Source organism: Actinotalea subterranea (assembly GCF_008364845.1).
In the GTDB taxonomy this organism is placed as follows: domain Bacteria; phylum Actinomycetota; class Actinomycetes; order Actinomycetales; family Cellulomonadaceae; genus Actinotalea; species Actinotalea subterranea.
Genome location: NZ_VTTP01000002.1, coordinates 217645 through 240891, shown reverse-complemented (window position 1 = coordinate 240891; position 23247 = coordinate 217645). Strand labels below are relative to the sequence as shown.

The window sequence follows — 23247 nt, the reverse complement described above, 5'->3', positions numbered from 1 at the left end:
TGCTCACGCACGTCCCAGATCCGGACCTCGTACCGGCGGGGAACTCTACCCGAGTGCACCGGTCCCACCAAAACGAGCAGCGGAGCCGCGCGCCGTCGGCGCTCCGGCGCGCGAGGTGCGACCATGCCGGGCGTGACCTCTCCCGCCTTCACCACCCGACCCGAGATCGTCGGGACGCACGGCATGGTGGCGTCGACCCACTGGCTCGCGTCGCAGAGCGGCATGGCCGTGCTCGAGCAGGGTGGCAACGCGTTCGACGCTGCCGTGACCACGGGCATGGTCCTCCACGTCGTCGAGCCGCACCTCAACGGTCTCGGCGGCGACGTGCCCGTCATCGGCTGCCTGGCGCCGTCGGGCGAGCCGTTCGTCCTTGCCGGGCAGGGGCCTGCGCCCGCCGCCGCCACCGCGCAGGCCTTCGCCGACCTCGGCCTCGACCACGTGCCCGGCACCGGGCTGCTCGCCGCCGTCGTCCCCGGCGCCTTCGGCACCTGGATGGACCTGCTCGCCAGGTACGGCACCTGGCGGGTCGCGGACGTCCTCGCACCGGCGATCGGCTACGCCAGGCACGGGTACCCGCTCCTGGCGCAGGCGTCGGCGACGATCGCGCGCGTCGCCGACATGTTCAGCGAGCACTGGCCCACCTCGGCAGAGGTCTACCTCCCCGGCGGGCGAGTCCCCGCCCCCATGAGCCGCTTCAGCAACCCCGACCTGGCACGCACGCTCGAGCGGCTGGTGCACGAGGCCGAGGCCGCCGGGCCGGACCGCGACGCGCAGATCGAGGCCGCCCGCAGTGCGTTCTACGAGGGCTTCGTCGCCGACGCGATCGCGGCGTCCTCCTCCCGCAGCGTCGTCGACTCGACCGGGCGCGCGCACCGGGGGCTGCTGAGCCGCGCCGACCTCGCCGGCTGGCGCGTCCGCGAGGAGCGCCCCGCGACTCTCGACTTCGCCGGCCGGACCATCGCCAAGACCGGCCCCTGGGGTCAGGGCCCGGTGCTGCTCCAACAGCTCGCCCTCCTCGACGGCACGGACCTCGCGGACACCCGGCCCGGTTCCGCCGAGCTCGTGCACGCCGTGGTCGAGGGCGCGAAGCTCGCGTTCGCCGACCGCGACGCCTGGTACGGGGACCCGGACCACACCGACGTCCCGATCGACGCACTCCTCTCCCCCGGCTACGCCGCCCGGCGCCGCGAGCTCATCGACGCCGACGCGTCCGACGAGCTGCGACCCGGCAGCCCGGACGGCGTCGAGCCACGCCTCCCCGCACGCGTGCACGCCGAGGTCGAGCGCGCACGCCGCGCGTCGGGCTCCACGTCCGGGAGCCGCCACGCGGTCGCGGGCGCGGGCGAGCCGACGTTCGCCCCGAGCGACACCGGGACGGACCCCGCCGTGGGACGTGACGGGACGGTCCGCGGCGACACGTGCCACCTCGACGTCGTCGACCGGCACGGCAACGTCGTGTCCGTCACGCCCAGCGGCGGCTGGCTGCAGAGCTCACCCGTGATCGGGTCGCTGGGCTTCCAGCTGCCGACGCGCGCGCAGATGTTCTGGGTCGAGCAGGGGCTGCCCGGCTCGCTCGGCCCCGGCCGACGCCCGCGCACCACCCTGAGCCCGACGCTCGTGCTCCGGGACGGCGCGCCGGAGATCGCGTGCGGGACACCGGGCGGGGACCAGCAGGACCAGTGGCAGCTGCCGTTCCTGCTCAACCACCTCGTGTTCGGCATGGGGCTGCAGGAGGCGATCGACGCCCCGACCTGGCACACGACGCACCTCGTCTCCTCCTTCGACCCGCGGGAGATCGAGCTGCGCGGCCTGCACGCCGAGGAGCGCCTCGGCAGGGACGTGCTCGACGACCTCCGACGCCGGGGGCACGCGCTCACGGTCACGGGCCCGTGGTCCCTCGGACGCCTCACGGCGGCCGCGCGGGGAGCCGACGGGATGCTCCACGCCGCCGCGACGCCTCGCGGCATGCAGGCCTACGCGGTGGGCCGCTGATGGCCCCCGTCGAGCTCGTCCTCGTCCTGCTCGCGGGCGTCCTCGCCGGCACGATCAACACGATCGTCGGGGCGGGGACGCTCATCACCTTCCCGCTGCTCGTGTGGCTCGGCATCCCGCCGCTCACCGCCAACGTGTCCAACACCGTCGGCCTCGTGCCCGCCGCCGTGACAGGGGCGTGGGGCTACCGCAGGGAGCTCGCCGGCCGCTGGCGGACCGTGGCGACCATGGCCGTGCTCTCGGCCGTCGGCGGGGTCCTCGGCGGGCTCCTGCTCCTCGTCGCGCCGGCCGAGACCTTCACGTCGGTCGTGCCGTGGTTGCTGGTCCTGGCCGCCGTCCTCGCAGCGGTGCAACCCCGGGTCGCCGCCTGGCTGCGACGGCGCTCCGCAGCTCCCGACCCGGCAGCCGGCCCGGCGCAGCACACCGACATCTCGACCCGGCCGCTGACCGTCGGGCTCATGCTCGGCGTCGGCGCGACGGGCGTGTACGGCGGCTACTTCGGGGCCGCGCAAGGCGTCGTGCTCCTCGCCCTGCTCGGCATCGCGTGGACGACCGACCTGCAGCGGGCCAACGGCGCCAAGAACGTGCTCGCCGGGGTCGCGAACCTCGTCTCCGCGGTCGTCTTCGTCGTGGGTGGCGCGGTCGACTGGCAGGTCGCCGTCCTCATCGCGATCGGGTCAGCCGTCGGCGGCATCCTCGGCGCCCGCCTGGGCCGACGCATCCCGGCGCCCGTGCTGCGCACGGTCATCGTCGTCGTCGCACTGAGCGCCGCGGTCGTCATCGGCCTCGACCTCTGACGCGCACCCCTACCCGCTCGCCCCGACCACGATCCAGTGCGTCGAGGTCGGCCCGCCGCGTCGAGGTCGGCCCGCCCAACGGGCGACCTCGGCACGAGAGGCCGACCTCAGCGGTGGTTGACCGGCCCCCCGCGAGCACGTCGGTCCCTGCGCCGAGTTCGGTCCTCCGCGTCGAGGTCGGCCCGCCCAACGGGCGACCTCGGCGCGAAGGGCCGACCTCAGCGGTGGTGGGCCGGGGCGCGGGGGTCAGGCTTCGAGGTCAGGTCGGCAGGGCTAGGAGCTCGGGGAGCTCCGTGAGGCTCGGGACGACCCGGACGCCGGCGTCGCGGGCCGCGCGGATGTGGTCGTCGGGAATCGTGACCCGGCGGGGGCCGGGCCTGTCGACCCAGACACCCCGGAGGCCTGCGGCGACCGCCGCGCGGGCGTCGACGTCGAGCTCGTCGCCCACGTAGACGGTGCGCGCGGGGTCGGTGCCGAGCCGCCGGCACGCCTCCACGAACACCCGGGGGTCGGGTTTGCCGACGCCGAGGGTGTCGACGCCCACGAGCACCGGGACCCGGTGGTCCAGGCCCGCGCGGGCGAGCTTGCCGGTCTGGTAGGCCACCGCGGCGTTCGTCAGCGCGCCGACCGCGAGGCCTGCGCCGATGAGCCGGTCGACGACGTCGTGCGCCTCCGGGTGCGCGGCCCACGCCGCGCTGAACCCGCGCTCGAAGACCTCGTTCCAGGCGTCGAACGACGCGTCGTCGAGCACGACGCCGCCGAACTGGTCGTGCAGGGAGTTCGCGCGGGCGAGGCGCTGGTCGCGGTACGTGACCTCGCCGCGCGTGTACCGCTCGTAGTGCCGCGCAGGGTCGGCCCGCCACGCGGCCACGACGTCGGCGAGGCGCTCCGGGCCGAGGTGCGGCAGGTACGTCCGGGCGACGTCGGCGAGGGCCGCGCCGAAGGCCCCGCGCGTGTCGACGAGCGTGTCGTCGATGTCGAAGAGGACGCCGTCGACGGCGCCTGCCCAGGACGGGCCGGCAGCCGTCACAGGGAGGCGCGCAGCGCGGCGACGCGTGTGAGCGTGGACTCCTTGCCGAGGATCTCCATCGACTCGAACAGCGGCGGGGACACCCGGCGACCCGAGACGGCGGTGCGCAGCGGCGTGAACGCGAGGCGCGGCTTGATGCCGAGGCCGTCGACGAGGGCGCCGGTCAGGGCCTCCTGGGTCGCGGCCGTCGTGAAGGCGTCCGCCGGGATCGGCTCGAGCGCGGCGGTCGCGGCGTCGAGCACCTCGGCGGCACCCTCGCGCAGCCCCGCACGGGCCTCGTCCTCGACCACGAGGGCGTCGTCGGTGACGAAGAGGAAGCCGAGCATGCCGACGACCTCGCCGAGCAGGTTCATGCGCTCCTGGACGAGGGGCGCCGCGACGTCGAGGATCCCGCGTTCGTGCGCCGTCAGGTCGGCGTACGTCGCCGCGGAGACGAGACCCGCACCGTGCAGGTACGGGACGAGGCGCTCACGGAACACCTCGGGGGCGAGGAGCCGCACGTGCGCCGCGTTGATGGCCTCGGCCTTCTTGAGGTCGAACCGCGCGGGGTTGGGGTTGACGTCGGCGACGTCGAACGCGGCGATCATCTCGGCGACGCTGAAGATGTCGCGGTCCGCGGAGAAGCCCCAGCCGAGCAGGGCCAGGTAGTTGAGCAGCCCCTCGGGGGTGAAGCCCCGGTCGCGGTGGAGGAACACGTTGGACTCGGGGTCCCGCTTGGAGAGCTTCTTGTTGCCCTCCCCCATGACGTACGGCAGGTGGCCGTACACGGGCTCGACGGTCGCGACGCCGATCGCCATGAGCGCGCGGTACAGCACCGTCTGACGCGGGGTCGAGGAGAGCAGGTCCTCGCCGCGCAGCACGTGGGTGATGCCCATGAGGGCGTCGTCGACCGGGTTGGTCAGCGTGTACAACGGCTGGCCGTTGCCGCGGACGATCACGAAGTCGGGCACCGAGCCGGCCTTGAAGGTCAGCTCGCCGCGGATCATGTCGGTGAAGACCACGTCGTCGTCGGGCATCCGGATGCGCAGGGTCGCCTCGCGGCCCTCCGCGCGGTAGGCGGCCTTCTGCTCCTCGCTCAGGTCCCGGTCGAAGCCGTCGTAGCCGAGCTTGGGGTCGCGGCCGGCGGCACGGTGCCGGGCCTCGACCTCCTCGGGCGTCGAGAACGACTCGTACGCGAAGCCGGCCTCGAGGAGGCGCCGCGCGACGTCGGCGTAGACGTCCAGGCGCTGCGACTGGCGGTACGGCTCGTGCGGGCCGCCGACCTCGACGCCCTCGTCCCAGTCCAGGCCGAGCCACCGCAGCGCCTCGAGGAGCTGCTGGTAGCTCTCCTCGCTGTCACGCGCGGCGTCGGTGTCCTCGATGCGGAAGACGAACGTGCCGCCGACGTGCCGCGCGTAGGCCCAGTTGAACAGGGCCGTGCGGATGAGGCCGACGTGGGGCGTGCCGGTCGGTGAGGGGCAGAAGCGCACGCGGACGGCCGAGCCCTCGGCCGTCGTGGGGTGGCTGGACGGGGTCGCGAGGTTCTCAGGCATGGTCCTCCCAGCCTAGCGGCGGCGCCCGCACGGCCCGTCAGTCGCGCCGGATGACCGGGTTCCGCAGCACGCCGATGTCCTCGACCTCGATCTCGACGACGTCGCCGTGCACCACTGGGCCGACGCCCGCGGGCGTCCCGGTGAGGATGACGTCGCCGGGCAGGAGCGTGAACGCCTCGCTCACGTAGGAGACGAGGTGCGCGACGTCGAAGATCATCTGCGAGGTGCGGCCGTCCTGCCGGACCTCACCGTTGACGCGTGCGCTGACCCCGAGGTCGTCCACGTCGAGCCCGGGCACGACCCAGGGGCCCAGCGGGCAGGAGGAGTCGAAGCCCTTGGCCCGCGCCCACTGGCCGTCGGTGCGCTGCACGTCCCTGGCCGTCACGTCGTTCGCGACCGTGAACCCGAACACCTGCGCGAGCGCCTTCTCGGGCGAGACGTCGCGCGTGACCTTGCCGATGACGACGGCGAGCTCGGCCTCGTGGTGGACCTCCTGCGACCAGGCGGGCAGCACGATGGGGTCGTCCGGGCCGATCACGCTCGTGTTGGGCTTGAGGAACAGCAGCGGCTGGGCGGGGACCTCGTTGCCCAGCTCCGCGGCGTGCTCGGCGTAGTTGCGCCCGACGCCGATGATCTTGGATCGCGGGATGACCGGGGCGAGGAGCCGCACGTCGTCCCGGTCGAGCGGGACCTGCTCGCCGGTCGGCTGCACGGGCATGTAGATGGGGTCACCGGTGAGGACGACCAGCTGCTCGGAGCCGGGCTCGCCGTCGACCAGGGCGTAGCGGGGGTCGTCCCCCGTCGTGAACCTCGCGATGCGCATCTGCGCAGCGTATCCGCGTCGTACGCTGCCCCGGTGCAGCGTGTGGCGGGCGTCGACGTGGCCCGGGGCCTCGCCGTCCTCGGCATGTTCGCGGCGCACCTGGGCGACGACTCCGGCGGCGACTGGACGCGCACAGGCTGGCTCCAGGTGGCCGACGGGCGGTCGGCGGCGGGCTTCGCCCTGCTGGCCGGTGTGTCCGCCGCGTTCCTCAGCGGCGGCCCGCGAGTCGTGTCCGGGGCGGCCCTCGACCACGCCCGCGTGCGCATCGTCGTCCGGGCCCTCGCGCTGCTGCCGCTCGGCGTCGTGCTCTCGTTGCTCGGGACGCCCGTCGCCGTGATCCTGCCCGGCTACGCGGTCATGTTCTCGCTGGTCACGGTCGCGCTGACCTGGAGGACGCGCACACTGCTGCTCGCGGCCGCGGGGTTCGCGAGCGTGGGCTCCGCCGTCGTGGTCGTGGTGCGGGACGCGTTCACCTCAGGGCCTTTCGGCGGTGTCCCGCCTGGGCTCGACCTCCTGGTCGGTGAGCACTACCCCGCCGGCGCGTGGATGGCGTACCTGCTCGTGGGGCTGGCCGTCGGGCGCACGGACCTGCTCGCCCCGCGCACCCCGCTGGTGCTGCTCGGCGTCGGCTTCCCTACGGCCGTCCTGGGGTATGGCGTGGGTGCCGTGGCGGTCCGGAGCATCGCGCCCGACCAGACGCTTCGCCGCGCGCTGCTGACGGCCGAGCCCCACGCGGACACGGTGACGGAGATCACCGGGAACGTCGGCGTCGTGCTCTGCGTGCTCGCACTGTGCCTGCTGCTGGCCCGCTACGCCGGACGGGTCGTGGCGCCGCTCGCGGCGACGGGGTCGCTCGCGCTGACCCTGTACGTGGGCCACATCCTGGTGATCGCCATGATGGGCCCGATGGTCGTGTGGGACCCGAGCAACGCGCGCCTGCTCGCGTTCGTCGTCACCGGCGTGGCGTTCGCGACCGTGTGGCGAGCGCTGCTCGGACGCGGGCCGCTCGAGCGCGGCCTCCACAGCCTGTCGACGACGGTCGCCGACCACCTCGCTCCCACGGGACGCCGCGGATGGGTGCCGCCTGTGCCCTACGCGGGAACCCCGACAGGCCCGTACCACGGCGGGCTCGCGGGACCGCGCTCAGCCTGGCCCCCGCCGCCCCCGTGACGTAGCCCGGAGCGCGGGCCCGGTCGGCACGTGCTCACACGCGGGCGAGCAGCTCCCCGTGCAGCACCGCGAACCAGCCGTCGGGCGCCTCGCCCCAGGCGCGCCAGGCGTCGGCGAGGAGCTCGAGCGCGACGTCGTCCGCGAGGCCGTACCCGATCGCCTGTTGGGCGAACGCGGACGACGTCACGCGCTCGGCCCACGTCTGCGACCACCACGCGCGTTCCTCGGGGGACGCGTAGCACCACACCCCGGCGCCGGCGGTCAGGAGCTCGGGGTCGAAACCCGCCTCCTGGGCCCACGCGACGAGGCGGCGCCCGGCGTCGGCCTCAGCGCCGTTCGCGAGCGTGACCTCGTGGTAGAGCGCGAGCCACTCGTCGAGGCCGGGCGACGCGGGGTACCAGGTCATCGCGGCGTAGTCGGCGTCCCGCACGGCGACGACACCGCCGGGCCGGGTCACACGGCGCATCTCCCGCAGCGCGGCGACCGGGTCGGTGAGGTGCTGGAGCACCTGGTGGGCGTGCACGACGTCGAACGAGGAGTCCTCGAACGGGAGCGCGGCGGCGTCGGCGACCTGGAGCCGCACGTTGGCCAGGCCCGCGTCCTGCGCGGCCTGACGCGCGACGTGGAGCACGGCGGCGGACGTGTCGACGCCAACGACCTCCCCGGGGGCGATGCGCGCGGCGAGGTCGACGGTGATGGAGCCGGGGCCGCAGCCGACGTCGAGCACGCGCTGACCGACCTCGAGCGCGGGGACGAGGTAGGCGGCGGAGTTCTCGACGGTGCGTCGGCTGTGCGCGCGCAGAACGCTCGCGTGGTGCCCGTGCGTGTAGACGTCCTGGGTGGTCACCTGGCCAGTAACCCGCACCCGCGCTCGTGTATCAAGTTCCAAGACATGACGTCTCGCGGCGTGGACGGATGGCGGCCGCGGGAGATGGGGCCCTGCTCAGCGCACGGAGTCGACGCCGCGGTTCGCGAGCTGGTCGGCGCGCTCGTTGCCCGGGTCACCGGAGTGGCCCTTGACCCACACCCACGCGACCGTGTGCCGCGCGACCTCGACGTCGAGCTCCTGCCAGAGCTCACGGTTCTTCACGGGCTTCTTGTCCCCCGTGACCCACCCGTTGCGCTTCCAGCCCGCGAGCCAGCGACCCATTCCGTTCATCACGTACGTCGAGTCGACGTGCAGCGTCACGGCACACGGCCGCTTGAGCGCCCGCAACCCCTCGATGACCGCCGTGAGCTCCATGCGGTTGTTGGTCGTGAGGACCTCGCCGCCGAACAGCTCGCGCTCGTGCCCGCCCGCGCGCATCCAGGCGCCCCAGCCACCGAGCCCGGGGTTGCCCTTGCACGCGCCGTCGGTCCACATCTCGACGACGGTCAGTGCCGCGGCGCCCGTCGCCGGGTCCATGCGGTCGACGCCGGTGGCGCCAGTGACGTCGGCGTCCGGCTCGGACGGCGCGACGTCGGGCCCCGGCTGCGGGCGGACCGACGTGGCGGCGGCATCCAGGGCGTCGAAGAGCATGGCCGCCACCCTACGGCCGCACTCGGCCGCTCACGGCCAGGGCGCGAGCTCCGGCAGCGCCACCGGGGCACCCGCCCGTTCCGCGACGACGGGGCTGAGCGGACGCCGGCCCGCGAGCCACGCGACGAGGTCGTTCGCGGACCCCCGCACGGTGACCGTCCCGTCGGCGGCAGCGGCCGTGTCGTCCAGCCCGACGGCGGTCGCCGCGCCGTCGCTGAGCACCCACCGGTCGTCGGAGTCGGTCGCGGCGAGATGCAGCCGGACGCCCGCGGGAGCACGGTCCGCGAGGTGGTGGACGAGGTGCTCGCGCAGCTCGCGGGTCCACGTCGTGGCGTCGTGGCCCAGCTCAAGGTCGGTGAGGTGGATCGCGAGCTCGCGCCACCACGCGTCGATGAGCGCGGACGCCGGACGGTCGCGGTGACCGGTCCGCCGGGCGAGCGTCTCTGGTGTCATCCGGGCCAGGGCGGCGCCGACCCGGTCGATCGCCGTGCGGAGCGTGGCGAGGTGGTCGGCGGCGGGTGCGGGCGCGGCGAGCTCGATCGCGGCGTCACGCCCCGCACGCCCGCCGTCGTAGAAGTCGACGCGCTCGGCGTCCTTCACCGCGTTCTCGAGCTGACGCGCGACTGCCGAGGCGACGCCGCCGAGGTGCGCGAGCAGGTGCCCACGTGTCCAGCCGGGCAGCGACGAGGGGCCGCGGACCTGGTCGTCGGTGAGGCCCGCGAGCGCCACCAGGAGCTCCTGCTCCAGCCGGTGGATGTCGTCGAGCCGGCTGGTCGGGTACGTGGTGGTCGTCATGGCACCATCCCAGGGCCAAGGGCGCGGGTCGCGCAACACGGCAGCCCTCGCCCTACCCTGACGCGGTGGGGACGCGAGCGACGGCGGACCGGGCCCGCGTGGTAGCCGCGGAGGCCTGGCTCCCTGTGGCGCGCGCGCATGCGGACCGTGCGGACGCACTGACCGCCGCCCACCGGGAACGCCGGGGCACGGGCGAGCGGCACCCGGTCGAGGACTTCCTCTACGAGTACTACGGCGTCAAGCCGTCGCTCCTGCGGCGCTGGCACCCGGGCGTGGGAGTCACGCTCGGGCCGACGGCGCAGGGCCCGGCCGAGCACGCCGCGTGGCGCTGGTACGGGGTGCACGACGACGGGTCGGTCGGGCTGGACGTCGAGGCGTTCCTGGCGGACCGCGGCGAGACCGTGGCGTACGTGCGACGGCTGCTCGATGCGACGGCGTCACGCCCGGCGGCCCTGGGCTGCCTCGGGCTGCACGAGTGGGCGATGGTCTACCGGCAGGACGACGCCCGACGCCGCCACTCGCTGCCGCTGCGCCTCGGCCGCGAGGGCACGGACGCCGTGGTCGACGCCCACCCGGTGCGCTGCTCCCACATCGACGCGTTCCGCTTCTTCACGCCCGACGCCGTGCCGCTCAACCGCCTGCAGCCCACGCGTGAGACCCAGGTGGATCTCGAGCAGCCCGGCTGCCTGCACGCCAACATGGACCTGCTCAAGTGGTCGCTCAAGCTCGGGCCTGCCGTCCCTGGCGACCTGCTGCTCGACGCGTTCGCGCTCGCGGCCGAGATCCGGCTGCTGGACATGCAGGCGTCGCCGTACGACCTGTCGTCGCTCGGCGAGCCGGCCGTCGCGATCGAGACTCCCGAGGGCCGGGCCGAGTACGTCGCCCGGCAGCGCGCGTTCGCGGAGCGCTCCGCCGGGTTGCGGGTGCGGCTCCTGGAGGTGTGCGAGGGCCTCGACAGCCACGCGTGACGGTGGCGGCTGCCAGACTGCGACCGTGCCGATCCGCTACCCCCGTCCCCTGCGTCCCGGCGACCGCATCGGGGTCACGTCGCCCTCGTCGGGCGTCGCCGAGGTGCTGAGGCCGCGGCTCGACGTCGCCGTGCGACACCTCGAGGGTCGCGGATTCCAGGTCGTGGTGGGCGACTGCATGGACGGCGCGGGACCCGTGAGCGCACCGGCCTACGATCGTGCCGCCGAGCTCACCGCGATGCTCACGGACCCGACCATCCGCGCGGTCGTGCCGCCGTGGGGCGGCGAGCTCGCGATCGACCTGCTCAGCGTGCTCGACTGGGACGCGATCGCGGCTGCCGAGCCCACATGGCTCGTCGGCTTCTCCGACATCTCGACGCTCCTCGCGCCGCTGACCGCGCGCACGGGTGTGGCGAGCCTGCACGGACAGAACCTCATGGACGCGCCCTACGAGGTGCCGGCACCGCTCGCCTCGTGGCTCGACGTCGTGACGGCGCCCGCGGGCGCCGTCATCAGCCAGGGGCCGTCGCGCATGCACCGGTTGGCCGGGTTCGACGACTGGGTCGCGGACCCCGCGGTGTCGCGGTACGCCCTGGACACGCCCGGCCGGTGGGAGCGCCTGGACTCGACCGACGCGTTCACCGCGACCGGCCGGCTCCTCGGTGGCTGCATCGAGACGCTGTCCTCGCTCGCCGGGACGCTGCACCTCGACCCGACCGCGTTCGCCACCGAGCACGCGCCGGAGGGTCTCGTCCTGTACCTGGAGGCCGCGGAGGTGCCGGCGTTCGACGTCGGGCGCCGTCTGCACGGCCTGCGTGACGCGGGCTGGTTCGACGCCGTCAACGCGGTGCTGGTCGGCCGCACGCAGGCGCCGGACTCCCCCGGCTACACGCAGCGGGACGCGGTGCTGGACGCCCTCGGCGGCCTCGGTGTCCCGATCCTGGGCGACGTCGACTGCGGGCACGTCGCCCCCTACCTGGCCCTGGTCAACGGCGCACGGGCCGAGGTGGCCTGGTCAACGAGCTCGGCGGTGCTCACGCAGACGCTCGTCTGACGCGGCTCTGGGAGGATGGCCGTGATGAGCCTGCCCAGCGTTGCCCCGTCCGACGACACCGGCCCGTCGGCCACCCACCCCACGGGTCTCCTCGTGGACCGCATCCCGGCCGACCCGACCGACCCCGACGCGCTGTACGACGCGTTCGTGACGTGGGCCGGCGAGCAGGGCTTCAACCTCTACCCGGCCCAGCAGGAGGCGCTGCTCGAGCTGGTCACGGGCTCGCACGTGATCCTCTCGACGCCCACCGGCTCGGGGAAGTCGCTCGTCGCGATGGCCGCGCACTTCGTCGCCCTCGCCCAGGGCCGGCGCACGTACTACACGGCGCCGCTCAAGGCGCTGGTCAGCGAGAAGTTCTTCTCCCTCGTGGCGGCGTTCGGGTCGGCGAACGTCGGCATGATGACTGGCGACTCGAGCGTCAACCCGGGCGCGCCGATCATCTGCTGCACGGCCGAGATCCTCGCGAACATCGCGCTGCGCACCGGTGAGGGCGTGGCTGAAGCCCCAGGCCACGAGGACGACCCGGCGGTGCCGGGGGACGACGCCGTCGGGCAGGTCGTCATGGACGAGTTCCACTTCTACGCGGACCCGCAGCGGGGCTGGGCGTGGCAGGTGCCGCTGCTCGAGCTGCCGCGCACCCAGTTCCTCCTCATGTCCGCGACGCTCGGCGACGTGTCGTTCTTCGTCGACGACCTGACGCGCCGCACGGGCCGACCCGTCGCGGACGTGAGCAACGCCGACCGGCCGGTGCCGCTGACGTTCTCCTACGTCGTCGAGCCGCTGCACGAGGTCGTCGAGGACCTGGTCCACACGCGCCGCTCCCCCGTGTACCTCGTGCACTTCACGCAGGCCGCGGCGGTCGAGCGCGCGCAGGCGCTCATGTCGAGCACGGTCGCGTCCCGTGAGCAGCGTGACGCGATCGCCGTCGAGCTCGGCGACTTCCGGTTCGGCGCCGGGTTCGGCAAGACGCTGTCCCGCCTGCTGCGGCACGGCGTGGGCGTGCACCACGCGGGCATGCTGCCCCGCTACCGGCGCGTCGTCGAGCGCCTGACGCAGCGCGGGCTGCTCACGGTCGTGTGCGGCACGGACACCCTGGGTGTCGGCATCAACGTGCCGATCCGCACCGTGGTACTCACGTCACTCGTGAAGTACGACGGCGTGCGCATGCGGCACCTCTCGGCGCGCGAGTTCCACCAGATCGCGGGCCGCGCGGGGCGGGCCGGCTACGACACGATCGGCGAGGTCGTGGTCATGGCACCCGACCACGTCATCGAGAACCGCGCGATGCTCGCCCGGGCCGGCGACGACCCGAAGAAGCTCAAGAAGATCGTCCGCAAGAAGGCTCCCGAGGGCGCGGTCAACTGGACCGACAAGACGTTCGAGCGCCTGCGCGACGCGCCGCCCGAGCCGCTGACCTCGAGCTTCGCGGTGAGCCACGCGATGGTGCTCAACGTCCTGGCACGCCCGACGGGTGACCCGGTCGAGGCGATGACCCGCCTCCTGACGGACAACCACGAGCCGGAGGCGGCCCGCGGACGGCACGTGCGCCAGGCCGTCAACGTGTACCGGTCGCTGCGCACCGCCGGGGTGCTCGAGCGCGTCCCGCGGGCCGACGGGCGCGGGAAGACCGTGCAGCTCACGGTCGACCTGCCCGCGCAGTTCGCCCTCAACCAGGCCCTGTCCCCCTTCGCGTACGCCGCGCTGGACGTGCTGGACCGGGAGGCGCCGTCGTACGCGCTCGACGTCGTGTCCGTCATCGAGTCGACGCTCGACGACCCCCGCCAGGTGCTCGTCGCGCAGGAGAAGAAGGCCCGCGGCGAGGCGGTCGCCGCGATGAAGGCCGAGGGGTACGACTACGAGGAGCGCATGGCGGCGCTCGAGGAGGTCACGTACCCCAAGCCGCTCGCGGAGCTGCTCGAGGCGACGTTCACGATCTACCGCCGCACCAACCCGTGGGTCGCGGACCACACGCTCTCCCCCAAGTCCGTGGTGCGTGACCTGCACGAGCGCGCCATGACGTTCACCGAGTACGTGGGGTACTACGGCATCGAGCGGACCGAGGGCGTGCTGCTGCGCTACCTCGCCGACGCGTACCGGGCCCTGCGCCAGACGGTCCCGCCGGAGCGGCGCGACGAGGCCCTCGAGGACGTCGTCGAGTGGCTCGGCGCCGTGGTGCGCGGCACCGACTCGAGCCTCCTCGACGAGTGGGAGCGCCTCGCGCACCCCGACGACCCGACGGGCGCCGCGCCGGAGGCCCGGCCGTCAGGCCCGGCCGTCAACGTGCGGGCGCTGCGCGTCATGGTCCGCAACGCGCTGTTCCGTCGCGTCGAGCTGTTCGCGCGCGAACGCTGGGGCGAGCTCGGTGCGCTGGGCGACACGGATCCCGACGGCGGTGCGTGGACCACGGACCGGTGGCGCGACGCGCTGGACCCGTACTTCGACGAGCACGACGACGTCGGCGTGGGCTCGGAGGCACGCGGACCCGCGATGCTGCTGGTCACCGAGCGCCCCGCCGTCGCGGGTGGCGCCGGCGAGCGCTGGGAGGTCCGGCAGGTCGTCGACGACCCCGCCGGGGACCGCGACTGGCGCATCGACGCCGTGGTGGACGTGATGGCGAGCGCCGAGAGCGGCGAGCCAGTGATGACGATCGTGGCGGCGGGGCGGCTGTAGGGCGCCGCCGTCAGGATCTGCGCGGGGCCGCCGCGGCGCCTGGGTCGCGCGCGGGGCCGACGATAGGTTGACGGACGACAGGAGGGAACCCGCATGCGCCTCGGCATCCCGAGCCCGGACCTGGACTGGGCCACGTTCTCCGTGGGCCCGCTGACGATCCACCTGTACGCGCTGTTCATCCTCGCGGGCATCGCGGCTGCGGTGTGGCTGACGTCGCGGCGCCTCACGGCACGTGGCGGTCATCCCGACGCGGTGCTCGACATCGTCATGTGGGCGGTGCCGTTCGGCATCGTCGGGGCCCGGATCTACCACGTGGTCACCCACTGGGGCGACTACTTCGGCGCAGGTCAGGACCCCCTGGTGGTCCTGTACATCTGGGAGGGCGGCATCGCCATCCTGGGGTCGCTCCTCGGTGGCGCCGTCGGTGCGTACATCGGGTGCAGGCGCGCCGGGATCCGGTTCTGGTCCTTCGCGGACGCACTGGCCCCGGCGATGCTCCTGGCCCAGGCGATCGGCCGCCTCGGAAACTGGTTCAACCACGAGCTGTTCGGCAGCCCGACCACCCTGCCGTGGGGGCTTGAGATCCCCGCGAGCAACCGAGCCTTCCCGGAGGGGTTGCCCGCAGACACGCTGTTCCATCCCCTGTTCCTCTACGAGATGCTGTGGAACCTGCTGGGCGTCGCCGTCATCCTCCTGCTCGAGAAGCGCCTCTCCCTGCGCTGGGGCGCCGCCTTCGGCGTCTACCTCATCTGGTACGGCTCCGCCCGGGTGTGGCTCGAGCTGCTGCGGATCGACCCGACGAGCTCGACCCCGCTCGGCCTGCCTGCCAACGTGTGGGGCGCCTTGGCGGCGATCGCCGTCGGGGTGGCGATCATCGTCGTCCAGCGGAGGCGGCATCCCGAGGGTGAGGAGTCGGTGTACTCGCCTGGGCGTGAGCCAGCGGAAGCCCACGCTCACGCGACGGATGACGACTCCGGCGCGTGAGCAAACCGTGCGCGGGGGCAGTGCCGCTCCCGTGCTCGGGTGCGACGGGAGGCGGCGACGCGACTACTCGCCAAACCACCCTGCCAACAGAATCCTCGTAGCGAAGCCTCACATACGCGAGCGGACGCTGCATGAGAGATCGGTTGGCGCGTGATTCGTTTTCGCAAGCGACTGTGGCAGTCTGATAGCCATGGAGTCTGAAGAGACACACGGCCCCTCAACGCGGCGGGCACTCGAGGAGGTTCCCAGCGGCCTTAGCGAAGAGGCTGAGAGGGCCATTGAGGTGCTGGCAATAGTCGACGAGTATGAGAACCGAGTGGACGCCCTCCGGGAACTCTTGGACGCGACGCTGCAACACGCCAGAGAACTCGATTCCGTTGAGAACCGCTTAAAGCACATAAGCGTCATCCTGGCTCTCATTCCGCGCGACAAACGGCGTGAAGTCCTTGATGCAATGAGAATTCCCGACTCGCCCACATGGGCCCGCGACACAATACTGGTGCTCGTAGACAGGTTCTTGCACGAAGAATGGGGGCCTCGTCTCGTCGCCGCCGTGCGCCGCTCGTTCACACAGCCGCCAAGGTCACCCATTCTGCTGAACTCTCTCCTAACGAACGCAGTTAGCGCATTCGAGCTACATCTCGCCGAACTGACGCGGGTCTATTACGAGTGCATCCCACAGGCCCTCGATGCCGCTTCGAAGGAAAAGGAGTTCTCGCTTCCAGAACTAAAGGCACTCGGCTCCATTGAAGACGCCGTGGATGTCGCCGTTTCCCGACGGATTGACGGGTTGCTATTTGGGAGCTTTGCCGGTTGGCGAAAGTTCTACCGCGATGGGATCAAGATCGACTTTGAGACACTCTCCATCGACTGGGCGGCTGTCCAGGAGGTCTTCCAGCGGCGACACACGATCGTGCATAACGGCGCTCGCGCTACGAAGCGATACATGACGGAGACCGGCGCTCCTGTCGAACTCGGCCAACCTCTTGACTGCACTCCCGACTACGTAGAAGCGTGCTTTGACGAACTCTTTGCTCTGGGTGCTCTCGCGGCGGTAGAGCTGTTCCGAAAGGTCGGCGGGGAAGATCGGGCCGCCTGCGATGAACTGCACGGCATCGAGTACCGCATGATGCTCGCCGGGAAGTGGCGACTCGTTTCGCGAGTGTCGTCACACGGCCTAACCATTCCTGCTGACTCCGCTACGTCAGAGGTCTTTAAGGTGAACCTGTGGCTCGCGCGGAAACGCCTCGAAGACTTGGACACCATTCGCCCTGAGGTAGAGGCATGGGACGTGTCCGCTTCAAGCGATCGTTTCAAGCTGGCAAAGGCCGCGCTGCTCGGCGAAGCCGATGAAGCGTTCGCTCTTATCCCGGGCCTCTTGGCTAGTGGCGACATCTCCGGGATTGACTTGTTTGAGTGGCCACTTCTCAATGACCTTCGGGCGGACGAGCGGTTCAAAGACCTGCAAGACACTATCCGCTCATCCGTCGAACGCGAGTTCGCTGGAGCAGCGATGACCCCGGGCAGCGGTGTCTACCACCGCCGAAGTTGCACACGGGCGGGACCGCGTGCCTTCTCAGTACCTGAGGAGCAGGCGGTCGCAGCGGGCGCCCGGCCCGCACGGTGCTGCCACGCCATGCGCGCAGAGGGCGCGACCGACTTGACTTAATTCAGCTACGTAACTCGGGGAGTCTACTGACGAGGCGGGCGTCGGACTCGGCATCGCTGCGCCGGTGCTGCTGGGCCAACCGCCTCAGTCGTCTCGGGACTGCGCCGGGCGAAGGCTGCCACGACCAGCTGCAGGTCCGAGACGACCTGGCGACGTTCCTCCGTGACCTGCGCGAGGGCTCGGGCAGTGACGCTTTCCCCTACGCGGGTGCCAAGGTGGCACAAGAGCGGCCACGCGTTGCACGGGCACTTCGCTCGGCAGTACCTGCCCCAGCCGCCGATCCGGGACGCCTGGGGTGGATTGTCTCGACCAGATTGAGCGGTGGCCTTCCCGTGGAGTCCGTGCTGCTGTCCGAGGGGCGCTCTACGTCGAGTACGGCGTGTAGCGCACCGCTGACGCCAAGGATCGCAGTGGCCGGCTCGGCGCGACAGGTGCGGCCACCCGTGACCCCGTACCCCGAGACGACGCGGCCGGGGTGCCAGTCCCATCACAACCGGTCACACGCGACCGATAGGTGCGTGACCCCCTCGCACCGACCGAAGGACCGCTATGCCCCGAACCTCCACGACGGTCCTCGCGGCACTGGTCATCGCGGCGACTCTCACCGGATGCTCGGCCGTCGCCGACGACTCGGCGCCCCCGAGCGAGACCACCACCCAGCAGGCACCCGCCGTCGAGGCGAGCCCCGCCCCCACCCCGACACCTGAGCCCGCTCCCGAGCCCGTCGCGGACGAGTTCAGCCAGGTCGTCAACGGGGTCCTCTTCCAGGGCACCGAGAAGGCGCCCGTCCGGATCGGCACCGACGTCCCCGGGCAACCCCCGGTGGTGGAAGCGCAGCTCGTGATCGACGCGGAGGGACGGTCGCTCAACGCCGAGCCCCTCGCCACGGACAACGACAAGTACATCCTCTACGTGTTCTCCAGCGAGGAGAGCGGCGGCTGGATCTGGAAGGTGTTCGGCATGAGCCGGCACGGCTCGTTCCGCGACCTCGAGAACAACCTCGGCGCACCGCTGGCCAGCGCCGATGCCGCGATCGCCGGCGCCGCTGTTGACGGACGCATCCTCGACCGCGCCGAGTACATCCTCATGGTGGTCCCCTGACGCCACGCACCACCGGGGCACGGCACGTCGCGCGCCGCGGCGCCGGTGAGCGGTGCCGCCGACGAGGACGCCACCCGCATACCCTGGCCCGCGTGGCGAAGAGGGTTCAGCACGGCGGCACACCCGCGCTCGTGGCACTCGAGACGGCAGGCGTGCCGCACACCGTCCACCCGTACGAGCACGACGCCGGCACGACGCTCGGCTACGGACTCGAGGCGGCGCACGTGCTCGGCATCCCCGCGGAGCAGGTGTTCAAGACGCTGATGGCCGCGGTCGACGGCCGCCTGACTGTCGCCGTCGTGCCCGTCACCGGGAAGCTCGACCTCAAGGCCCTCGCGCACGCCGTCGGCGGCAAGCGGGCCGCGATGGCCGAGCGCCCGGCCGCCGAGCGCGCGACCGGCTACGTCGCGGGCGGCATCTCCCCGCTCGGCCAGAAGACGACGCACCCCACCGTGGTCGACGAGAGCGTCGAGCTGTTCGACACCGTCTACGTCTCGGGCGGTCGCCGCGGCCTCGACATCGGCCTCGCCCCGGCGGACCTCATCCGCCTGACCGGCGCCGTCGTCGCCGACATCGCCCGCGGCTGACGTTACCGGGGCAGCGAGAACCGAGGACAGGGCCATCCAGTAGCATCGGATATCGCGATATCCAATGTTAGGGTGAGATCGTGGCAACGGATACCTGGCCCGTGTTCACCACGGAGAGCGTCGAGTGGCACGCCGCCGACAGCGCCTACGGTCCTCGCGCGGCACGGTCCCTGCACCGTGGCCCCTACGAAGCCGCCGTGCCACCCCCGATCGCCGACGCCGTCGTGCACCTGCCAGCCCAGACGATGACTCTCGTCACCGAGGCGTCCGCCGAGATCGCCCGGTTCGACGGGGAGACGCTGGGGGCGACGACGTCGTTCGCGGCGCTCCTTCTGCGCACCGAAGCGGCCAGCTCCTCGCAGATCGAGAACCTGACGTCCTCGGCCAAGGCGATCGCCCTCGCCGAGCTCCGCCGCAAGGGCCGCACCAACGCCGACGAGATCGTGGCGAACGTCGCTGCCATGACCGAGGCCATGCACGGCTTCGACCACCTGGATGTCGCGGCGATCCTGCACATGCACGACGCCCTGATGGCACCGCACTCCGCGGTGATCGCCGGACGCTGGCGCACGGAGCCGGTCTGGATCGGCGGCAGCAGCCGCAGCCCGCACGGCGCCTCCTACGTGGCACCGGTCCACGAACGGGTGCCGGCCGCGATCGACGACCTGGCAGCGTTCCTCAGCCGAGATGACATCCCGCTGCTCGCACAGGCCGCGCTCACCCACGCACAGTTCGAGTCCATCCACCCGTTCCCGGACGGCAACGGACGCACCGGCCGTGCGCTGCTGCACGCCCAGCTCCGGCACGGCGGTCTCATCAGACGGGCCATCGTGCCGGTCTCCGCCGGGCTGCTCGCCGACACGAACAGGTACTTCCACGCGTTGTCCGTGTACCGGGACGGCGACATGGAGGCGATCATCACGGAGGTCGCCCAGGCGGTCTTCCCCTCGCTGGCGAACTCCCGTCAGCTCATCGCAGACGTCACGTCCGCGCGCGCAGCGTGGGACGAGCAGATCCAGGCGCGCCGGGGCGCTGCCGCCTGGTCTCTGGCGGACCTCGTGATGACGCGGCCGGTGATCGACGCCCGCCTCGCCGCCGAGAAGCTCGGCGTCACCACGGCCAATGCGCAGCTGGCCATCGACCGGCTCGTCCAGGACGGCGTCCTCGAGCAGATCGGCAACGGCACCCGTGACCGGGTGTGGCAGGCACCTGAGGTGCTCGCGGCGATGGACGCGTTCGCCGACCGTGCTCATCGCCGGATCTGGTAGGAACGCCGTTCCCGGTGGGAACGGCACTGCCCACCGGACCCCGCCGGCCCGCCTTCCCTCAGCGCACCCCGGCGTCGACCTTGCTCAGCGCCTCCTCGACTGCCTCACGCACGCGCGCCTCCTCGCGGGCCGCCCGCTGCGCGCGACGCTGCGCCCGGACACGGCGGGCCACGAGCGCGGCGGCGACCAGCAGGACGACCAGCCCGACGAGCGCCCACGGCACGGCCCACGCGCCCGCGGTCGCGACGACCGGCTCGAGCGCCGTCGTCGAGCCCGAGGGATCCGTCAGGACGGGTGTGACGCTCACGGTCGCGGCAAGGCGGACCGCCGCGGCGACGTCGTCGACCGGGACGGTGACCTCCCAGCTCTCGCCCGGGAGCAGCTGCGGCGGCGCGTCGACCTCGCCTGCCGCCGTGTCGAACCACCCGAACGGGCCCTCGACGGTCGCGGCCTGCTGGGCGGAGAGCACCGCGTTGCCCGTGTTGTGAACCGTGTAGCTGACGGTCGCGTCGCCCCCCGCGAACGGGTTGAGCCCGCCGCCGTAGCTCAGTCGCACGTCCTCGACCGCGAGCGCGGGCGCGAGCTCCCCGCCCACGCGGAGCGCGATGCGCACGCCCAGGCGGCGGTCGACGGTGATCCCCTCGGTGTCGCCCGGCTGGGCGAGGGACGTGACGATGCCGCCCGCGTAGTCTCCGGGCGTCGCGTCCGCCGGGACGCTCACGGTGAAGGGGACCTCGACGGAGGTGCCGGGCTCGACGGTGATGTGGTCCGTGGCGCCCGTGACCCAGGCGCCCACGCCGACCGACTCCTCACCGCCCAGCACCAGGTCGAACTGGCCGGCCTCGGTCGTGAAGCCGTCGGCCGCGTACACCGCGAGGTCCAGCGGCGCGGTCCCGCCGTTCGCGACGACGAGGGCATCCTCGACGGCCGTCCCCGGGTTCACCGCGTACTCGTAGCTCGTCCGGTCCGCGCCCAGGTCGTTGGAGGCGGTCCGCACGGTCCACGTCACGTCGCCCTCCGCCGCGGTGGCACCACCCGCGGGGGACGCGACGAGGCCGGCCGCGACGGCGACCGCCGCCAGGAGGACCGCCCGCACCGCACGCAGGTGGCGTGGCACGGCATCGGCGCGAGAGGGCGTGTGCACGGCGGACGCAGTCATGAGGGTCCTCGGGTCGTCGGGTGGAACGGGAAGGCCCGGGGTGGGGCGCCTGTTGACGCCCCACCCCGGGGTCACGCGGGTGCGCTCAGCTGCTCAGCGCGGTGATCGTCAGGGTCGTGCGGTAGCTGCCCTGCTCGATGCTCGCCGGGACCTTCAGGTCCAGGTCCGCGCCGAGCTTCGCGGTCCCCCGCGGGTGCCCGTCCTCCGCCCAGCCCAGGGTGCGTGCGACGGACAGGCCGTTGCCGCCGTCGTACCCGGAGCCGACCGGGGCACCCGGCTGCGCGCCGGCCCCGGCCTCGACGAGGGTCGGGGCCCAGCCGAGGTGCGCACCGGAGAACGTCCGGTCGCCGTCGCGGAAGTCGCCGACGGACGCCGAGATGGACCACGACGCCAGCGAGCGCCGCGAGTCGGAGACGGTGATCGGGTTGATCGACCCGGTCGCCTCGAAGTAGTCCTCGTGCTCGACGGCCGTGCCCAGGTCGACCAGGCCGTTGTGCCCGTCGATGGTCCAGCCGAACTCGCCGGGCAACGCCTCGGGGACGGCCACCTGGATCTCCTGGCCACCGTCGCCGTGGTACGGGTGCACCGTCACCGAGTCGACGATCGAGCCGACCGGCTGCGCGGCGCTCGCACCGCTGTCGGGGCCGCACCACGCGACCTTGCCAAGCTCGACCGCAGCGTTCGGGGCCTCGCACGTGCCGCTGCGGATGTTCTCGACGACGAGCTGGTCGTTGCGGACCTTCACGCGGACGTAGGTGCGCACGTGCTCCTGGTCCTGCACCGAGTTGTACCAGTAGCTGCTCGGGTCCAGGGGGTCGGCGCCGTTGCCCGCGCCGCTCGTCCCCGTGCCGTCGGGCGACGTGATGTCGTAGTACTTCGAGCCCGACGCCGTGTTGGCCGTCACGTACAGGACACCGCCGGGGCCGGCGTACACGTCGGCGGCGCCGGGCTGCTCGGCCGGGTCCGCCTTCTCGCCGTTCTTGATCAGGTAGCTGCGTGTGTAGACGTGGTCGTGGCCCTGGAGGACGACGTCGACGCCGAGGTCGGAGAACGCCGTCGGGAAGTCCGTGCGACGCACCTTGGCGTCGCCGTCCTTCGCGTGAGCCGCGGCCGAGTAGATCGCGTGGTGGTAGACGAGGACGGTGTACTTGGCCTCGTCGCCGTGCTGCTCGACGATGTCCGTCACGTACTGCAGGTGCGCCTCGTCACCGCCGCCGCCCTGCCGGGTCGCGTAGCTGTTGCTGTTCAGGTCGATGAACAGCACGTCCTTGTAGATGAACCAGTAGTCGCCGCCCGAGGTGTTCGACGCCGGGTTGCCGTTCGCGTAGTACGCGGAGGAGCGGTCCGTGTTGGGCGTGAAGAAGTGCTGCTCGTAGGCCTTGCCGCCCACGTCGTGGTTGCCGATGGTCGCGACCCACGGGTACTGGCGCAGCTGGTCGGGTGCGAGGAACGCGTCCCACTGCGGCTCGGTGTTCGCGGTCTCGACCTGGTCCCCGCCCGAGACGAGGAGCTCGGTGTCCGGGTTCGCCGCGAGCGCGACGTCCAGTGTGTCCTGCCAGCCCGCCTGGTCCTTGGCGATGTTGCCCGAGGCACCGATCTGCGGGTCCCCGAAGAACAGGAAGTCGTACTCGCCGTCGAACTCCTGCGTCTTGAACGAGTAGGTCGCCGACCATGCGCCCTCGGCGCCCACCCGGTAGGAGTACTCGGTGCTGTCCGTCAGGCCCGTGAGCGTCGCGTGACGGTTGAAGCCGCCGCTCGTGGCGATGTTCGCGCCGCCGACCGCGGAGTAGGTCACGGCGCCGGCGGGAAAGGCACCGTCGACGAGGGACGACGTCGGGGCGACCTGGACCTGCTGCGCGGTGTCCGTCGAGGTGTACCAGGACACCACGCGCTGCGACTCGTCGGCGCCGACGCCCAGGACGATGCCGGTCATCGTGGTGGGGTCGGTCACGGGGTCGGCGGCGGACGCGGGCAGGCCCGCGAACCCGCCGATCACGACCGACGTGCCGAGTGCGATGGCGGCGAGCCTTCGGGACAGCCGGTGGGCGGCAGGCCCACGGGCGTGAGCCACGGTGGAGGAGGACATGCGTCGTCCGTTCTCTTGGGAGGTGCGGAATGGGCGGAACGCG

General features: G+C 72.4%; 19 protein-coding genes. 11 read left to right on the top strand and 8 right to left on the bottom strand.

Going from position 1 to position 23247, the window contains the following annotated elements; all coding sequences use genetic code 11:
* Positions 1–123 precede the first annotated feature (123 nt).
* On the top strand, positions 124–1992 hold the full coding sequence (locus tag FZ988_RS04080) for a gamma-glutamyltransferase family protein (protein ID WP_149202734.1): 1869 nt from the start codon (positions 124–126) through the stop codon (positions 1990–1992).
* The gene (locus FZ988_RS04075; protein ID WP_149202733.1) at positions 1992–2789 is read left to right on the top strand and encodes a sulfite exporter TauE/SafE family protein; all 798 of its coding nucleotides are present in this window, start codon (positions 1992–1994) and stop codon (positions 2787–2789) included. Before FZ988_RS04080 ends, FZ988_RS04075 begins: the two co-directional genes overlap by 1 nt.
* Positions 2790–3048: 259 nt before the next feature.
* Here FZ988_RS04075 and FZ988_RS04070 read toward each other — a convergent pair whose 3' ends face one another.
* Genes FZ988_RS04070 through FZ988_RS04060 form a run of 3 tightly spaced genes read right to left on the bottom strand, consistent with a single transcriptional unit; the run spans position 3049 to position 6174 of the window.
* Complete coding sequence (locus tag FZ988_RS04070; RefSeq protein ID WP_149202732.1) at positions 3049–3819, bottom strand: HAD family hydrolase; 771 nt, start codon at positions 3817–3819, stop codon at positions 3049–3051.
* Positions 3816–5351, bottom strand: a complete 1536-nt coding sequence (gltX, locus tag FZ988_RS04065; protein WP_149202731.1) for a glutamate--tRNA ligase — start codon at positions 5349–5351, stop codon at positions 3816–3818. Before gltX ends, FZ988_RS04070 begins: the two co-directional genes overlap by 4 nt.
* Before the next feature lie 37 nt (positions 5352–5388).
* A complete protein-coding gene (locus FZ988_RS04060; RefSeq protein ID WP_149202730.1) occupies positions 5389–6174 on the bottom strand; it encodes a fumarylacetoacetate hydrolase family protein in 786 nt (261 codons plus the stop codon).
* Between the two features lie 33 nt (positions 6175–6207).
* Here FZ988_RS04060 and FZ988_RS04055 point away from each other — a divergent pair, with 33 nt between their 5' ends.
* Positions 6208–7344, top strand: coding sequence for a DUF418 domain-containing protein (locus tag FZ988_RS04055; protein WP_149202729.1), 1137 nt, complete (start codon positions 6208–6210; stop codon positions 7342–7344).
* Positions 7345–7378: 34 nt separating this feature from the next.
* Here the strand turns inward: FZ988_RS04055 and FZ988_RS04050 are convergent, their stop codons facing one another.
* From FZ988_RS04050 to FZ988_RS04040, 3 genes are all read right to left on the bottom strand, one after another.
* Positions 7379–8191 carry a class I SAM-dependent methyltransferase gene (locus FZ988_RS04050; RefSeq protein WP_149202728.1) on the bottom strand — a complete coding sequence of 271 codons (813 nt, stop codon included), beginning with the start codon at positions 8189–8191 and terminating at the stop codon, positions 7379–7381.
* 96 nt (positions 8192–8287) lie between these two features.
* On the bottom strand, positions 8288–8707 hold the full coding sequence (gene rnhA / locus FZ988_RS04045; protein WP_223145038.1) for a ribonuclease HI: 420 nt from the start codon (positions 8705–8707) through the stop codon (positions 8288–8290).
* Positions 8708–8893: 186 nt separating this feature from the next.
* Entirely contained in the window at positions 8894–9658 is a 765-nt protein-coding gene (locus tag FZ988_RS04040; RefSeq protein WP_149202727.1) for a maleylpyruvate isomerase family mycothiol-dependent enzyme, read from the bottom strand.
* 65 nt (positions 9659–9723) lie between these two features.
* Between FZ988_RS04040 and FZ988_RS04035 the strand changes: the two genes are divergently transcribed.
* The 8 genes from FZ988_RS04035 (at position 9724) to FZ988_RS04000 (ending at position 19959) form a co-directional block, all read left to right on the top strand.
* Positions 9724–10626 carry a 3-methyladenine DNA glycosylase gene (locus tag FZ988_RS04035; protein WP_149202726.1) on the top strand — a complete coding sequence of 301 codons (903 nt, stop codon included), beginning with the start codon at positions 9724–9726 and terminating at the stop codon, positions 10624–10626.
* Positions 10627–10651: 25 nt separating this feature from the next.
* Positions 10652–11680: a S66 family peptidase gene (locus FZ988_RS04030; RefSeq protein ID WP_149202725.1), complete on the top strand. Its 1029-nt coding sequence runs from the start codon at positions 10652–10654 to the stop codon at positions 11678–11680.
* A gap of 24 nt (positions 11681–11704) precedes the next feature.
* Complete coding sequence (locus tag FZ988_RS04025; protein WP_149202724.1) at positions 11705–14350, top strand: DEAD/DEAH box helicase; 2646 nt, start codon at positions 11705–11707, stop codon at positions 14348–14350.
* A gap of 93 nt (positions 14351–14443) precedes the next feature.
* Entirely contained in the window at positions 14444–15334 is an 891-nt protein-coding gene (gene lgt / locus FZ988_RS04020; RefSeq protein ID WP_149202723.1) for a prolipoprotein diacylglyceryl transferase, read from the top strand.
* A 190-nt stretch (positions 15335–15524) separates the two neighbouring features.
* Positions 15525–17003, top strand: coding sequence for a hypothetical protein (locus FZ988_RS04015; protein ID WP_149202722.1), 1479 nt, complete (start codon positions 15525–15527; stop codon positions 17001–17003).
* Positions 17004–17552: 549 nt separating this feature from the next.
* Positions 17553–18104, top strand: a complete 552-nt coding sequence (locus tag FZ988_RS04010; RefSeq protein WP_149202721.1) for a hypothetical protein — start codon at positions 17553–17555, stop codon at positions 18102–18104.
* 92 nt (positions 18105–18196) lie between these two features.
* Complete coding sequence (gene ybaK / locus FZ988_RS04005) at positions 18197–18691, top strand: Cys-tRNA(Pro) deacylase (protein ID WP_149202720.1); 495 nt, start codon at positions 18197–18199, stop codon at positions 18689–18691.
* Between the two features lie 80 nt (positions 18692–18771).
* On the top strand, positions 18772–19959 hold the full coding sequence (locus FZ988_RS04000) for a Fic family protein (protein ID WP_149202719.1): 1188 nt from the start codon (positions 18772–18774) through the stop codon (positions 19957–19959).
* A gap of 58 nt (positions 19960–20017) precedes the next feature.
* On the opposite strand, the gene FZ988_RS03995 is transcribed toward FZ988_RS04000, so the two are convergent.
* The gene (locus tag FZ988_RS03995; protein ID WP_149202718.1) at positions 20018–21118 is read right to left on the bottom strand and encodes a WxL protein peptidoglycan domain-containing protein; all 1101 of its coding nucleotides are present in this window, start codon (positions 21116–21118) and stop codon (positions 20018–20020) included.
* Positions 21119–21203: 85 nt separating this feature from the next.
* On the bottom strand, positions 21204–23204 hold the full coding sequence (locus FZ988_RS03990) for a purple acid phosphatase family protein (protein WP_149202717.1): 2001 nt from the start codon (positions 23202–23204) through the stop codon (positions 21204–21206).
* Positions 23205–23247: the final 43 nt, after the last annotated feature.

Excerpts from the sequence above, each read along its gene's own strand:
- FZ988_RS04015 (WP_149202722.1), top strand. The coding sequence starts at position 15,525 with ATGGAGTCTGAAGAGACACACGGCCCCTCAACGCGGCGGGCACTCGAG.
- gltX (WP_149202731.1), bottom strand. The coding sequence starts at position 5,351 with ATGCCTGAGAACCTCGCGACCCCGTCCAGCCACCCCACGACGGCCGAG.
- FZ988_RS04060 (WP_149202730.1), bottom strand. The coding sequence starts at position 6,174 with ATGCGCATCGCGAGGTTCACGACGGGGGACGACCCCCGCTACGCCCTG.
- lgt (WP_149202723.1), top strand. The coding sequence starts at position 14,444 with ATGCGCCTCGGCATCCCGAGCCCGGACCTGGACTGGGCCACGTTCTCC.
- rnhA (WP_223145038.1), bottom strand. The coding sequence starts at position 8,707 with ATGTGGACCGACGGCGCGTGCAAGGGCAACCCCGGGCTCGGTGGCTGG.
- FZ988_RS04025 (WP_149202724.1), top strand. The coding sequence starts at position 11,705 with ATGAGCCTGCCCAGCGTTGCCCCGTCCGACGACACCGGCCCGTCGGCC.
- FZ988_RS04080 (WP_149202734.1), top strand. The coding sequence starts at position 124 with ATGCCGGGCGTGACCTCTCCCGCCTTCACCACCCGACCCGAGATCGTC.
- FZ988_RS03990 (WP_149202717.1), bottom strand. The coding sequence starts at position 23,204 with ATGTCCTCCTCCACCGTGGCTCACGCCCGTGGGCCTGCCGCCCACCGG.
- FZ988_RS04040 (WP_149202727.1), bottom strand. The coding sequence starts at position 9,658 with ATGACGACCACCACGTACCCGACCAGCCGGCTCGACGACATCCACCGG.
- FZ988_RS04075 (WP_149202733.1), top strand. The coding sequence starts at position 1,992 with ATGGCCCCCGTCGAGCTCGTCCTCGTCCTGCTCGCGGGCGTCCTCGCC.
- FZ988_RS03995 (WP_149202718.1), bottom strand. The coding sequence starts at position 21,118 with ATGACTGCGTCCGCCGTGCACACGCCCTCTCGCGCCGATGCCGTGCCA.
- FZ988_RS04010 (WP_149202721.1), top strand. The coding sequence starts at position 17,553 with ATGCCCCGAACCTCCACGACGGTCCTCGCGGCACTGGTCATCGCGGCG.